The sequence below is a fragment of the Paramagnetospirillum magneticum AMB-1 genome (assembly GCF_000009985.1).
In the GTDB taxonomy this organism is placed as follows: Bacteria; Pseudomonadota; Alphaproteobacteria; order Rhodospirillales; family Magnetospirillaceae; genus Phaeospirillum; species Phaeospirillum magneticum.
On sequence record NC_007626.1, the window covers coordinates 222,857 to 236,229 of the forward strand.

Consider the following 13,373-nt stretch of genomic DNA (forward strand, 5'->3'; position numbering starts at 1 on the left):
GGAATGACACCGTTCTACAGGGGCCGCGTAACCGGCGAATGTCGCCGGCGGGATGAAATGGTAACGGATGGTAACGGGAGTGCTTCAGCAGGATCAGATGAACAGCATGCTGCCGGTCTTGGACGCGTCGGCCAGGAAGGTCACCACGCCGCCCTTGGCCACGGGGACGTCCGGCCGCAGGCCGTCGGGGTCCATGCCCAGCGCCTTCAGTCCCATCTCGCAGACCATGAAGGTGACGCCCAGCGCCACGCAGGCCTCCAGCAGATCCTCGAAGCGGCCCACGCCCTTGGCCTTGAAGCTGTCATCCACCCATTTGGCCGCCCGTCCGTCCGAGCATTTCATCCGCGTCCAGGCGGGCTGGCCATCGGGAAGCGGCTTTTCCAGCGCACGGCCCGCCCACATGGTGAAGAACAGGGTGACCGGCGTGTTTGAGGCGATGGCGGCGGCGGCCATCACCAGGGCGTAGTGGATGCGGTCGAAATCGCCCGAGAACACCACGATGGACAGCTTGTCGGGAGAATGACGTTCAGCCGCAGACATTGGCGGTGCTCCCGTGGGATGACAGGTCTGTGATGGTGGGATGGTCGCCGCAGAGCGGACAGCCCGGGTCCCGTGGCACCCGCACGGTGCGGAAGGCCACCGACAGGGCGTCGTAGATCACCAGCTTGCCCGCCAGGGATTCGCCGATGCCCAGCAATTCCTTGATCACTTCGGTGGCCTGCATGGCGCCCATGGTGCCGGCGATGGCACCCAGCACCCCGGCGCTGGAACAGGTGGGAACATGGCCCTCGGGCGGGGCCTCGCGGTAGATGCAGCGATAGCAGGGGCCGCCGGGCCGGTAGGTGGACAACTGGCCGTCAAAGCGCAGGATGGCGGCCGAGACCAGGGTCTTGCCCTCGAGGCGCGCCGCATCGTTGACCAGGAAGCGGGTGGGGAAGTTGTCCGAGCCATCGGCGATGACCTGGAAATCGCGGAAGATGTCCCGCGCATTGTCCTTGCCCAGCCGCGCCCGGATGGGCACCACCTTGACGTCGGGATTGATGTCGGCCACGGCCGCCGCGGCGCTGGCCACCTTGGCCGCTCCCACGTTGGAGGTGCGGTGGATGATCTGGCGCTGCAGGTTGGACAGCTCCACGTCGTCGTCGTCGATCACCCCGATGGTGCCCACGCCGGCGGCGGCGAGGTAGAGAATCACCGGCGAGCCCAGCCCGCCGGCGCCGATCACCAGGGCCGAGGACCCCAGAAGCTTCGCCTGTCCGATGCCGCCCACCTCCGGCAGGATGATGTGGCGGGCATAGCGGTGAATCTGCTCCTCGGTGAAGTCCATGCGGCGGCCCTTGAACGAAATCACCCCCGGAGACGATCCGGGGGTGACGACTATACAGGATGGAGCCGAAAGGCCTCTAGACCTGATCGAACAGGGCGGTGGACAGATAGCGCTCGGCGAAGCTGGGGATGATGGCGACGATCAGCTTGCCGGCATTCTCGGGACGCGAGCCCAGTTCCAGGGCGGCGGCGATGGCCGCGCCCGACGAGATGCCCACGGGAACGCCTTCCAGCTTGGCCGCCTTGCGGGCGGTGGCCAGGGCCGTCTCGTTGCCGATCTGCAGGATCTCGTCGATGACGCCCTTGTCCAGGATATCGGGCACGAAGCCGGCGCCGATGCCCTGGATCTTGTGCGGGCCGGGGGCGCCGCCCGACAGCACCGGGCTGTCCTCCGGCTCGACGGCCACCATCTTGAGGCCGGGCTTGCGAGCCTTCAGCACATGGCCGATGCCGGAAATGGTGCCGCCGGTGCCGACGCCCGAGACGATGATATCCACCTTGCCATTGGTGTCGTTCCAGATCTCCTCGGCGGTGGTGCGCTCGTGGATGGCCGGGTTGGCTTCGTTCTTGAACTGCTGCGGCATGATGGCGCCGGGGGTGGAAGCCAGCAGTTCCTCGGCCTGGCGCACGGCGCCGGTCATGCCCTTGGAGGCCGGAGTCAGCACGATCTCGGCGCCGAGGAGCTGCAGCATCTTGCGGCGTTCCAGCGACATGCTTTCCGGCATGCACAGGATCAGCTTGTAGCCCTTGGCGGCGGCGACGAAGGCCAGGGCGATGCCGGTATTGCCCGAGGTCGGCTCGATGATGGTGCCGCCCGGCTTCAGCTGGCCCGAGACCTCGGCCGCCTCGATCATGGCGAAGCCGATACGGTCCTTGACCGACGCCAGGGGATTGAAGAACTCCAGCTTGCCGACGATGTCGGCCTTGGACCCGGCCTCGGCGGCCATGCGCTTGAAGCGCACCAGCGGCGTGGCGCCGATGGTGTCGATGATGCTGTCATAAATCTTGCCGCGGAAGGCGGGGGCGGAAGTGGTCATCTCGAATTCCCCACGAAAAGTGTGTAGTACGATGCATAACTACATCGTATCAAGGTTAGATGATGAAGTCCAACTTCTGATGCGCCTCGCTGGGGATGCCGTCCTTGTAGGCGCGCATGCACAGCTCGTCGATGGAGATGGCGTCCAGGCGGGACATGATCTCTTCGGTCAGATCGCCCCACATGGGCCGGATGACCTGAGCACCCAACTGCGAGGCGGGCATGTCCTGGTAGGGGTCCTCGGCGGTTTCCAGGGCGCGGACCACGCGCACCACCTCGCCCACGGAAATGCGGCGGCGTTCCCGCGCCAGGCGATAGCCGCCCCGGGGGCCGCGCACGCCCACCAGGATGCCGGCGCGGACCAGCTGCTGCAGGGTCTGTTCCAGATAGCGCCGCGGAATCCCTTGGCGCCTTGTGATCTCGCGGCTTTGCACCGGCTCGCCGCCGGCGTGATAGGCGATGTCCAGCACCGCCTCGATGGCGAACAGCATCTTCTTGGAAGGCCGAAGCATGTGGTCTAGCCCTTCTTTCCCGTTCCCGTGGAGCCGAAGCCCCCGGTTCCCCTCTGGGTCTCGTCCAAACTTTCCGCCTCGCGCCACGCGGCGCGGGACACCGGCGCGATCACCATCTGGGCGATGCGCATGCCGCGAGAGACGGCGAAGGCGGTCTGGCCCAGATTGACCAGGATCACCCCGATCTCGCCCCGGTAATCGGCGTCGATGGTGCCGGGCGCGTTCAGCACGGTGATGCCGTGCTTGGCGGCCAGTCCCGAGCGCGGCCGCACCTGGGCCTCATACCCTTCGGGCAGGGCGATGGCGAAGCCGGTGGGCACCAGGGCGCGCTCTCCCGGCGCCAGGGTGATGTCGGCGGGAAGACAGGCCATCAGGTCCATGCCGGCCGCATGCGCCGTCTCATAGGCGGGCAGGGGCAGATCGGCGGCGTGTTCCAGACGTTTGATGAGGACCTCAACCATTACGCTTTCCCCAAAGCCTTTGTGATGCGTTCGGCAAGATTGCGGGCCACGTCGTCCTTGCTCATGGCGGGCCAGGATTCCGTGCCGGTGCCGTCGATGATGTGAACGGTATTGGCATCGCCGCCGAAGGTGCCGCTGCCTTCCGAGACGTCGTTGGCGACGATCCAGTCGCAGCCCTTGCGTGCCAGCTTGTCGGCGGCGTGTTCCATCAGCTTTTCCGTCTCGGCGGCAAAGCCCACCACCAGCCGGGGCCGCAAGGGCGCCTCGGCCTTGGAGACGGTCATCAGGATGTCGGGATTGGGCGCCAGCTGGATGGTGGGCGGCGGGTCGCCCGCCTTCTTCTTGCGCTTCTCGCTGGCGCGGTTGGCCACGGTCCAGTCGGCCACGGCCGCCGCGCAGACCACCAGATCGGCGGGCAGGCGCTGGCGCACCGCGTTGAGCATCTGCAGGGCGCTTTCCACCCTGACCACGGTCATGCCGGCGGGATCGGCCAGGGAGACCGGCCCGCTGACCAGGGTGACCTCGGCCCCCATTGCGGCCAGGGCGCTCGCGATGGCGTGGCCTTGCTTGCCCGACGAGCGATTGGCGATGAAGCGCACCGGATCGATGGCCTCGTGCGTCGGGCCGCTGGTGACGATGGCCTTGACGCCCTTCAGGGGGCCATCGGACAGCATGGCCTCGATGCGGGCCAGGATCTCGGCGGGCTCGGCCATGCGGCCAGCCCCCACTTCGCCGCAGGCCAGGTCGCCGGCCCCGGGGCCGATGCGGGCCACGCCGCGGGCTTCCAGGGTGGCCATGTTGGCCCGGGTGGCGGCATGCTCCCACATCATGGTGTTCATGGCGGGCGCCACCAGCACGGGCTTGTCGGTGGCCAGCAGGGCGGTCGACGCCAGATCGTCGGCGATGCCGGCGGCCATCTTGGCCAGAAGATTGGCGGTGGCGGGCGCCACCACCACCAGGTCGGCCTCCCGCGACAGCCGGATATGGCCCATCTCGGCCTCGTCGTTCAGCGAGAAGGTCTCCTGATAGACCTTGTCCCCCGACAGCGCCGCGACCGACAGCGGCGTCACGAAATTGGCCCCGCCCTTGGTCAGGATGCAGCGCACGGCGCATCCCCGGTCCTTCAGACGGCGAATCAGTTCCAGCGACTTGTAGGCGGCGATGCCGCCCGAGATGATGAGAAGGACCCGCCTGCCATCCAGCACTGTGAAGCCTCGGAAAAATACGTGGGCGAAGTGTGGTTACGGTAGCGGGTGGATGACGGCGATGCAAGGGGGGAGTCGGCCCCAACGAAAAACCCCCCTCCCGTTGCCGGGAGAGGGGCTTCGCGTAAGCGCGGTAAGCGCTGGGTCGGTTGGCTTGGACTTAGAAGTCCATGCCGCCCATGCCACCCATGCCGCCCATGCCGCCCATGTCGCCACCGGGCATGCCACCGGCGTCCTTCTTGGGACGCTCGGCGATCATGGCTTCGGTGGTGATCAGCAGACCGGCCACCGAGGCGGCGTCCTGCAGGGCGGTGCGCACGACCTTGGTCGGGTCGATGATGCCGGCCTTGATCATGTCGGTGTAGATTCCGGTCTGGGCGTCGAAGCCGAAGGACAGGTCCTTGGACTCGCCGATCTTGCCGGCAACCACGGCGCCGTCGTGGCCGGCGTTCTCGGCGATCTGACGCACGGGGGCCTGCAGGGCGCGACGCACGATGCTGATGCCGACTTCCTGATCGGCATTGCCGGAGGCCAGGCCTTCCAGGGCCTTGACGGCGTGCAGCAGGGCGACGCCGCCGCCCGGGACGATGCCTTCCTCGACCGCGGCGCGGGTGGCGTGCAGGGCGTCGTCGACGCGATCCTTGCGCTCCTTCACCTCGATCTCGGAGCCGCCGCCGACCTTGATGACGGCCACGCCGCCAGCCAGCTTGGCCAGACGCTCCTGCAGCTTCTCACGGTCGTAGTCCGAGGTGGTTTCCTCGACCTGCGCACGGATCTGCTTGCAGCGGGCGTCGATGGCGCCCTTGTCGCCCGAGCCGTCGACGATGGTGGTGTCTTCCTTGGTGATGGTGATGCGCTTGGACGTGCCCAGCATCTCCAGGTTGACGCTTTCCAGCTTGATGCCCAGGTCTTCGCTGATGACCTGGCCACCGGTCAGGATGGCGATGTCTTCCAGCATGGCCTTGCGGCGATCGCCGAAGCCCGGAGCCTTCACGGCCGCGACCTTCAGGCCGCCGCGCAGCTTGTTGACCACCAGGGTGGCCAGGGCCTCGCCCTCGATGTCCTCGGCGATGATCACCAGCGGACGGCCCGACTGGACCACCTGCTCGAGCACCGGCAGCAGGGGCTGCAGGCCGGACAGCTTCTTCTCGTGCAGCAGGATGTAGGGGTTATCCAGCTCGACGGTCATCTTCTCGGCGTTGGTCACGAAGTACGGGCTGGTGTAGCCACGGTCGAACTGCATGCCCTCGACCACGTCCAGCTCGGTGTCCAGGCCCTTGGCTTCCTCGACGGTGATGACACCCTCGTTGCCGACCTTTTCCATGGCCTTGGCGATCATGTCGCCAATTTCCTTCTCGCCATTGGCGGAGATGGTGCCGACCTGGGCGATCTCGGCATTGGTGGCGACCTTGCGCGACCGCGACTTGACGTCGGCGACCACGGCGGCCACGGCCAGATCGACGCCGCGCTTCAGATCCATGGGGTTGAGGCCGGCGGCCACGGCCTTGACGCCCTCGCGGACGATGGCCTGGGCCAGCACGGTGGCGGTGGTGGTGCCGTCACCGGCCAGATCGGCGGTCTTCGAGGCCACTTCGCGCACCATCTGGGCGCCCATGTTCTCGAACTTGTCGGCCAGCTCGATCTCCTTGGCGACGGTGACGCCGTCCTTGGTGATGCGGGGGGCGCCGAACGACTTCTCGATCACCACGTTGCGGCCCTTGGGGCCCAGGGTGACCTTCACCGCGTCGGCGAGGATGTCGACGCCGCGCAGCATGCGGGTGCGGGCGTCGGTGGAGAACTTGACTTCCTTGGCAGCCATTTGTCTTAACCTCTATAGAATTCTTGGGTTAGGCGAGAATGCCGAGAATGTCGGATTCCTTCATGATCAGCAGATCGACGCCGTCGATCTTGACCTCGGTGCCGGACCACTTGCCGAACAGCACGCGGTCGCCGGCCTTGACGTCGAGCGCCACCAGCTTGCCGTCGTCGCCACGGGTGCCGGAACCAACGGCCACCACTTCGCCCTGCATGGGCTTTTCCTTGGCGGTGTCGGGGATGATGATGCCGCCGGCGGTCTTCTCTTCGGCGTCGAGGCGCTTGACCAGCACGCGGTCATGGAGCGGACGGAACTTCATTTCGGGAATTACCTCCGTGAGACGTTTCGATCCGCCGGGGTGCTGTTAGCACTCTCCGGCGACGAGTGCCAACCATCTAGGAGGGGTCTGGGGGAGAGTCAAGCAAGTTTAGGTGAATTTCCCGGCACCGTTGCGCCAACTTAATGATTTGTAATGATAAATTTCCGCCATGGACTTGCCGTGATTCGCACCTACATTGTGTGTTCCGGTTTCTTGAACGGGATGAAGACCCATGACCCCCTCCGAACGTGACCTGATCCAAAGCGTGTTCGACCGTCTGGCGAGGCTGACGGGCGGACCCAAGGACCGCGAGGCCGAGGCCCTGATCCTCGACCGCATGCGCGCGGTGCCCGATTCCGCCTACAATCTGGTCGAGGCGGTGGTGGTGCAGGAAATGGCCATCAAGGAGCACGAAGCCCGCATCCGTGACCTCGAGGCCCAACTGGCCGGGCGGTCGCAGCAACCGACGGGGGGCGGCTTCGGCCAGCCGGGCAATCCCTGGGGCGGTGGGCGCGGTTCGGTGCCCGCCACCCAGCCCTCGCAACAGCAGGTGCAGCAACAGCAATACGCTCCCCCGCCGCAGCAGCAATACGCCCAGCCGTCGCCCTGGGGCGGCCAGCCGTCGGCCGGCGGCAGCTTCCTGCGCACGGCGGCCGGCGCGGCGGTGGGCGTGGCGGGCGGCATGCTGCTGGCCAACGGCATTTCCAGCATGTTCGCCGGCGGCCATGCCGGCGGTTCGCCCTGGGGCGGCGGGGCGCAGCAGGCCGGCGACACCACCATCAACAATTACTATGGCTCGCAGGCCCCGGCGGCCGGTGGCGAGGCGCCCCAGCCGACCTATGACACCACCATCGCCGACGACCAGGGCTATGCCGATTTCGACCCCGGCTACGACGTGGGCGGCGGCGACGACAGCTTCTAGACCACCGAGCGTCAAATATGACGCTCGGTGGTCTAGGATTCATATTTGTCCCTCTGCCTTAGCGCGGCCCTCCGGCCGCTTGGCCGCGGCCTCAATGGCCGCTAGAACAATTGCAATGGCGGAAACCGCTCCCGTATAAAGGGGGCGGTTTCCTTGTTTCGAGAGCCCGACATGATCCTCTACACCCTGCGCTGCTCCCATGATCACCACTTCGAGGAGTGGTTCGACAACAGCGGCGACTACGACACCAAGAAGGATGCCGGCGCGCTGACCTGTCCCGAATGCGGTGACAAGGAGGTGGGCAAGGCCATCATGGCTCCCAACGTGGGCAAGGGCCGCGCCGCCGCCGCACCGCCGCCGTCCTGCGGCACGCCCATGGGCTGTGGCGGCTGCCCCATGGCGGGCCAGCACTGAGGACATGATCGGGCTGCCGCCCGTGCCCGCTTGGGGCGATGCCCCAAACCCCCTTTGTTTTCAAAATTAAAGGAGGGTTCGGGAGGTTTTCCTCCCGATGGGGTCGGGGCAAAGCCCCGCTGTCCTACTTTTGGTCCACCGTTTCCAGCAAGGCCAGCAGCCCGGCCAGGATCTGGCGGGGCGAGGGTGGGCAGCCGGGGATGTGCAGATCCACCGGCACCACGTCGGAGACTCCTCCCACCACCGCATAGGACCCGGCGAAACAGCCGCCGTCCTTGCCGCAATCGCCCATGGCGACGATCCAGCGCGGCTCCGGCGTGGCTTCCACCGTGCGCCGCAGGGCCTCCTCCATGTTGCGCGTCACCGGCCCGGTGACCAGCAGCACGTCGGCGTGACGGGGGCTGGCGACGAAGCGGATGCCAAAGCGCTCCAGATCGTAGATGGGGTGGTTGACGGCGTGAATCTCCAACTCGCAGCCATTGCACGAGCCCGCATCCACCTCGCGGATGGACAGCGAGCGGCCCAGCCTTGCCCGGGCGCGGCGCCCCAGCGCTTCGGCCAGTTCCTCCACCCCGTTGGGGTCGGGACGCGGCGCGTCCTTCATGGTGTGGGGGCCCTTGAGCAGATGGCGGGCCAGGATCTTGGCGATGGGCGGGATCATAGATCATGCCCCGAATACGAGCAGTTGAACGACTTGTTGCACAGGGGGAAGTCGGCGACGATGTTGCCCTCGATGGCGGCTTCCAGCAGCGGCCACTGGAACCACGAGGGGTCGTGGGGGTGGCAGCGCTCCACCACATGGTCGGCGCCCAGGCGAAGCCAGACCACCACCTCGCCGCGGAAGCTTTCCGCCACGCCCATGCCCTCGCCCGCCACCTCGGGCAGCGGGACGCGGACGGCGCCTTCGGGCATCTCGTGCAGCATGCGGTTGATGAGGTGCAGGGATTCCTTGGCCTCGGCGAAGCGCACCAGCACGCGGGCGTTGACGTCGCCCTCGGTCAGCACCGGCACGGTCATGTCCAGCTTGTCGTAGGGCGGATAGCTGGGCGTCTCGCGGGCATCATGGCCCCGCCCCGAGGCCCGCCCCACGAATCCTCCGGCCCCGAACCGGTGGATCAGCGAGGTTTGGACGATGCCGGTGGACACGGTGCGATCCGACAGGGAGGGCGTGTTCTCGTAGAGCTGGTAGCCCTGCTCCAGCAGCTTGCCAAAGCCGTAGAGCAGGTGCTTCAGCGCTTCCACCCCCTCGTCGGAGAGGTCGAGGGAGACGCCGCCCGGCACGATGCGGTCCATGTTGAGCCGGTGGCCGAACAGGACGTCGTTGGCGCGCAGAACCTTCTCGCGCAGCACGCCCATATGGGAGAGCATCACCGCGAAGGCCGCGTCGTTGCACACCGCGCCGATGTCGAAGACGTGGTTGGCCACCCGCTCCATTTCGGCCATCACGCCGCGCAGCCAGTGGGCGCGGGCGGGCACCTCGCAGCCGGTGGCGGCCTCGACCGCCCGGGCGAAGGCCAGGGAATAGGCCACGGTGGAATCCCCCGAGACCCGGGCCACAATGCGCGCCGCCTTGTCCAGGGGAGCGCCTTGCAGCAATCCCTCGATGCCCTTGTGCTGATAGCCCAGGCGCTGTTCCAGACGCACCACCGCCTCGCCCTGGCAGTGAAAGCGGAAATGCCCCGGCTCGATCACCCCGGCATGGACCGGACCCACGGGGATCTGGTGCAGTCCGTCGCCCACCGCCTGCAGGAAGGGGTAGCGGTCGGGTTCGGCCGACGGCGCCATGGGCTGGGCGGCCAGCGGCATGCGCGACGGCCAGCGGCCATGGTCCAGCCAATGGCGCCGGTCCTCCAGCCCCACCGGCGTCAGGCCCCAGACGTCGTGGATGGCCCGCTCGATGCGGATGACTCCGGGCCGCACATTGCCCAGCGCCAGGAACCGGCGGTCGTCGCATCGGTGGGAGGCCACGGCGATGTCGCCGCTGGCCTCGTCCCTGAGCGCCACATGGATCTCCGAGCGCTCGGCCCATTCGGCCATCACCGACCATTCCGCCACCCGCAGATGGTCGATCAGCTGGCGCCAGCCCCTGAGGTCGAGGGCAAAGCGCGGCCACGGCCGATGGCCCTCGACCCGCCGGCCGAGGGAGAGAAACTCCAGCAGGGTGATGTCGCCCATCATCCCAGGATCCTCGCCACGTTCTGGAACCACGCCACCAGTTCCCGGGGCAGATACAGGCCGGCCACCAGCACCAGCAGCATGTGCACCCATAACGGCGTCAGTGCCAGGGCGGTGGATAGCGGACCGGCATGGCCGTGGGCATGGGCATGGGGCGGCGGCTCGCCGAAGGCCATGCTTTGCAGCCGGGCCACCAGGGCGCCGAAGGCCAGCAGCAGGCCGACGGCCAGCGGAATGGCCAGCAGCGGCTGGCGGGCGAAGGTGGAGCCCAGCACCAGGAACTCGCTCATGAACACCCCCATGGGGGGCAGGCCGGCGATGGCCAGCACCGCCAGCACGAAGCCCCAGCCCAGCACCGGATGCGAACTGGTCAGCCCCCTTATGGCGGCGATGCGCTTGGTGCCCAGATTCTGGCTGATGATGCCGACCGCGAAGAAGATGGCCGACTTGGTCAGCGAGTGCATGGTCATGTGCAGCAGGCCGGCGAAATTGGCCACGGCGCCGCCCATGCCGAAGGCGAAGGTGATGACCCCCATGTGCTCGATGGAGGAATAGGCGAACAGCCGCTTGATGTCGCCCCGCCGGTACAGCATGAAGGCCGACAGGAACAGGGACGACAGCCCCATCACCACCAGCAGCGGCCCCGGCGTCAGGGTGTTGCCGTTGGCGGCGATGACCATCTTGAAGCGCAGCAGGGCGTAAAGCGCCACGTTGAGCAGCAGGCCCGACAGCACCGCCGAGATGGGTGTCGGCCCCTCGGCATGGGCATCGGGCAGCCAGGCATGCAGCGGCGCCAGACCCACCTTGGTGCCGTAGCCCACCAGCACGAAGACGAAGGCCAGGTTCAGCAGGTCGGGCTGGAAATCATGGGCTCGCTTGATCATCAGGGTCCAGGCCATGGCGTCGGCGCCGTCGCCCATTACCGGCTGGGCCGCCAGATAGACCAGGGTGGTGCCGAACAGGGCGAGGCCGATGCCCACAGAGCACAGGATGAAATACTTCCACGCCGCCTCGATGGCCTCGCGGGTGCGGTACAGGCTGACCATCAGCACGGTGGTCAGGGTCGCCGCCTCCACCGCCACCCACATCACGCCGGTATTGTTGGCGCACAGGGCCAGAAGCATGGTGAACGAGAAGGCCTGGTACATGGAGTGGTAAAAGCGCAGATGCAGGTCCGACAGGCGCTGGGCCTCGCTTTCGCGTGCGATGTAGGCGGCCGAGAATACCGAGGTGGTCAGGCCGACGAAGGCGGTCAGCACCACCAGATAGACGTTGAAATCGTCGATGAACAGCAGGCGGGTCGGCTCGGGCCGCACGTGGATCAGCACCAGGGACGAGGCGAAGGTGACGCCCGACGCCGCCACGTTGACCCAGGCCGCCACCCGCCAGTTCCTCAGCACCGCCAGGAACCCGGCCGAGCCCAGCGGCACGCCCAAAATCCACAGCAGCGGATTGTCGAAGCCGGGCAGCAGGGCGAAGGCGCCGACCATCAGCGATCCCCCCGATGGGTTTCCAGATCGGCCAGATCCAGGGTGTCGAAGCGCTCGCGGATGCGGAAGAAGAAGATGCCGAACAGGGTCATGGCCACCAGCACCGAGAACGCCACCGAGATCTCCACCACCAGCGGCATGCCCTTGGCCGAGACCGCGGCCAGGATCAGGCCGTTCTCCAGCGCCATGAAGCCCACCACCTGGGTGACGGCGTTGCGCCTGGTGATCATCATCAACAGGCCCAGCAGCACCACGCTCATGGCCAGCGCCAGGCTTTCCCGCGTCAGGGCCGCCGCGTTGGCGGTGACCGGCAGCACCAGCAGGATGGACAGGGTGACCAGGGCCACGCCGGCCATCATGGTCCAGCCGATGGACATGGCGGTTTCCACGTTCTTGTGGATGCCCAACTGCTCGACCAGCCAATGCAGGGCGATGGGGACGATGATCGCCTTGAACACCAGGGCGATGCCGGCGGTGACATAGAGGTGCGGCGCGTGCTGGACATGGGCCTGCCACGCCGCCGCCGCCGCCAGGGCCAGGGCCTGGAAGGCGAAGGTGTTGAGCACCGCGAACAGGCGGCGCTGGTACAGAAGCTGGAACCCCGCCATCAGCACGGTGGCGCCGATCAGATGGGCGATGTCGTAGGAGATCTGGGCGCCCATCACACCGCCTCCGAGACGTAGAGGAAGATGGTGGCCAGCAGACCCAGCAGCAGGGCGCCGCCGAGGAAATCGGCGTAGCGGAAGACGCGCATCTTGGCGATGGAGGTCTCGAACACGCCCAGCGCCGTGGCCAGGACGAAGCACTTGGCCAGGAAAGCGGCCAGACCGACCAGCACGGCGACCGCGTCGCCTCCCGGCTGGGCCATGCCCCAGGGGGCGAACAGGCCGCCGATCAGCGCCATGAACAGGGTCAGGCGCACCATGCCCGCGCCCTCCATCAGGGCCAGATGGCGGCCGGAATATTCCAGCACCATGGCTTCGTGCACCATGGTCAGTTCCAGGTGGGTGGCGGGGTTGTCGATGGGAATGCGGCCGTTCTCGGCGATGGCGACCATCACCAGGGCGGCCAGGGCGAGGCCCAGCGACACCTCGATGCCGACTCCGCCCGACAGCACGAAGGCGATGATCTGGGCCGGCGCCGTGGTGCCGGAAATCAACGACAGCGAGAAGGTCACCATCAGCATGGCCGGCTCGGCCAGGCTGGAGATCATCATCTCGCGGGACGCTCCCAACCCGCCGAAGCTGGTGCCCACATCCATGCCGGCCAGGGCCGTCCAGAAGCGCGCCACGCCCAAGAGCGCCACCAGGGCGATCAGGTCCGCGGCCTGGGCCAGGAACAGGTTGGTGGTGAAGGCGGGAACGATGCAGGCGGCCAGCCACGCCGCGCCGAAAGTGACGTAGGGCGCCACGCGGAACACCCAGGAGGCGGAATGGGCGACCACCGCCTCCTTCTGCAGCAGGCGGTAGATGTCGCGGTAAGGCTGGAAGGGCGAGGCGCCGATGCGGCCGTTGAGGCGCGACTTGACCAGCCGCACCCAGCCAGTGATCAACGGGCTGATGGCCACAACCAAGACGATCTGCAGCAATTGCCAGAGGATGGCGCTCATGGGGTCGTCCTCCCCGTCCCGTCATCCCGAGCGCCGGCGAGGGATCTCCGCTTGGCCTGGCGGTGCCGGTCCTGAGACGTCGCACCAG

General features: G+C 67.2%; 16 protein-coding genes. 2 read left to right on the top strand and 14 right to left on the bottom strand.

Features of this window, described 5'->3' with window-relative positions; all coding sequences use genetic code 11:
- Window positions 1-93: 93 nt before the first annotated feature.
- From AMB_RS00995 to AMB_RS26680, 9 genes are all read right to left on the bottom strand, one after another.
- Window positions 94-540, bottom strand: a complete 447-nt coding sequence (locus tag AMB_RS00995; RefSeq protein ID WP_011382644.1) for a DsrE/DsrF/DrsH-like family protein — start codon at window positions 538-540, stop codon at window positions 94-96.
- Window positions 527-1,327, bottom strand: a complete 801-nt coding sequence (locus tag AMB_RS01000; protein ID WP_011382645.1) for a HesA/MoeB/ThiF family protein — start codon at window positions 1,325-1,327, stop codon at window positions 527-529. Before AMB_RS01000 ends, AMB_RS00995 begins: the two co-directional genes overlap by 14 nt.
- Before the next feature lie 76 nt (window positions 1,328-1,403).
- Window positions 1,404-2,363 carry a cysteine synthase A gene (cysK, locus tag AMB_RS01005; RefSeq protein WP_011382646.1) on the bottom strand — a complete coding sequence of 320 codons (960 nt, stop codon included), beginning with the start codon at window positions 2,361-2,363 and terminating at the stop codon, window positions 1,404-1,406.
- A 55-nt stretch (window positions 2,364-2,418) separates the two neighbouring features.
- Entirely contained in the window at window positions 2,419-2,874 is a 456-nt protein-coding gene (locus tag AMB_RS01010) for an RrF2 family transcriptional regulator (protein WP_011382647.1), read from the bottom strand.
- A 5-nt stretch (window positions 2,875-2,879) separates the two neighbouring features.
- Window positions 2,880-3,335: a dUTP diphosphatase gene (dut, locus tag AMB_RS01015; RefSeq protein WP_011382648.1), complete on the bottom strand. Its 456-nt coding sequence runs from the start codon at window positions 3,333-3,335 to the stop codon at window positions 2,880-2,882.
- Window positions 3,335-4,540 (bottom strand): bifunctional phosphopantothenoylcysteine decarboxylase/phosphopantothenate--cysteine ligase CoaBC, encoded by a 1,206-nt coding sequence (coaBC, locus tag AMB_RS01020; protein ID WP_011382649.1) that lies wholly within the window; start codon window positions 4,538-4,540, stop codon window positions 3,335-3,337. The genes dut and coaBC overlap by 1 nt, the downstream gene beginning before the upstream one ends.
- Window positions 4,541-4,700: 160 nt before the next feature.
- Window positions 4,701-6,359: a chaperonin GroEL gene (groL, locus tag AMB_RS01025; protein WP_011382650.1), complete on the bottom strand. Its 1,659-nt coding sequence runs from the start codon at window positions 6,357-6,359 to the stop codon at window positions 4,701-4,703.
- Between the two features lie 28 nt (window positions 6,360-6,387).
- Window positions 6,388-6,675: a co-chaperone GroES gene (gene groES / locus AMB_RS01030; RefSeq protein WP_008613804.1), complete on the bottom strand. Its 288-nt coding sequence runs from the start codon at window positions 6,673-6,675 to the stop codon at window positions 6,388-6,390.
- A gap of 108 nt (window positions 6,676-6,783) precedes the next feature.
- On the bottom strand, window positions 6,784-6,909 hold the full coding sequence (locus tag AMB_RS26680) for a hypothetical protein (protein ID WP_269446051.1): 126 nt from the start codon (window positions 6,907-6,909) through the stop codon (window positions 6,784-6,786).
- Between AMB_RS26680 and AMB_RS01035 the strand changes: the two genes are divergently transcribed.
- On the top strand, window positions 6,908-7,597 hold the full coding sequence (locus AMB_RS01035; RefSeq protein ID WP_011382651.1) for a DUF2076 domain-containing protein: 690 nt from the start codon (window positions 6,908-6,910) through the stop codon (window positions 7,595-7,597). The genes AMB_RS26680 and AMB_RS01035 overlap by 2 nt on opposite strands.
- Window positions 7,598-7,768: 171 nt before the next feature.
- Window positions 7,769-8,011 (top strand): DUF1178 family protein, encoded by a 243-nt coding sequence (locus AMB_RS01040; RefSeq protein ID WP_043743071.1) that lies wholly within the window; start codon window positions 7,769-7,771, stop codon window positions 8,009-8,011.
- 124 nt (window positions 8,012-8,135) lie between these two features.
- On the opposite strand, the gene AMB_RS01045 is transcribed toward AMB_RS01040, so the two are convergent.
- Genes AMB_RS01045 through AMB_RS01065 form a run of 5 tightly spaced genes read right to left on the bottom strand, consistent with a single transcriptional unit; the run spans window position 8,136 to window position 13,285 of the window.
- Window positions 8,136-8,672, bottom strand: coding sequence for an NADH-quinone oxidoreductase subunit B family protein (locus AMB_RS01045; RefSeq protein ID WP_011382653.1), 537 nt, complete (start codon window positions 8,670-8,672; stop codon window positions 8,136-8,138).
- Complete coding sequence (locus tag AMB_RS01050) at window positions 8,669-10,186, bottom strand: nickel-dependent hydrogenase large subunit (RefSeq protein ID WP_011382654.1); 1,518 nt, start codon at window positions 10,184-10,186, stop codon at window positions 8,669-8,671. The genes AMB_RS01045 and AMB_RS01050 overlap by 4 nt, the downstream gene beginning before the upstream one ends.
- Entirely contained in the window at window positions 10,186-11,676 is a 1,491-nt protein-coding gene (locus AMB_RS01055) for a hydrogenase 4 subunit F (protein WP_011382655.1), read from the bottom strand. The genes AMB_RS01050 and AMB_RS01055 overlap by 1 nt, the downstream gene beginning before the upstream one ends.
- Window positions 11,676-12,338, bottom strand: coding sequence for a hydrogenase-4 component E (locus tag AMB_RS01060; RefSeq protein ID WP_011382656.1), 663 nt, complete (start codon window positions 12,336-12,338; stop codon window positions 11,676-11,678). Before AMB_RS01060 ends, AMB_RS01055 begins: the two co-directional genes overlap by 1 nt.
- Window positions 12,338-13,285, bottom strand: a complete 948-nt coding sequence (locus AMB_RS01065; protein ID WP_011382657.1) for a respiratory chain complex I subunit 1 family protein — start codon at window positions 13,283-13,285, stop codon at window positions 12,338-12,340. Before AMB_RS01065 ends, AMB_RS01060 begins: the two co-directional genes overlap by 1 nt.
- Between the last annotated feature and the right edge of the window lie 88 nt (window positions 13,286-13,373).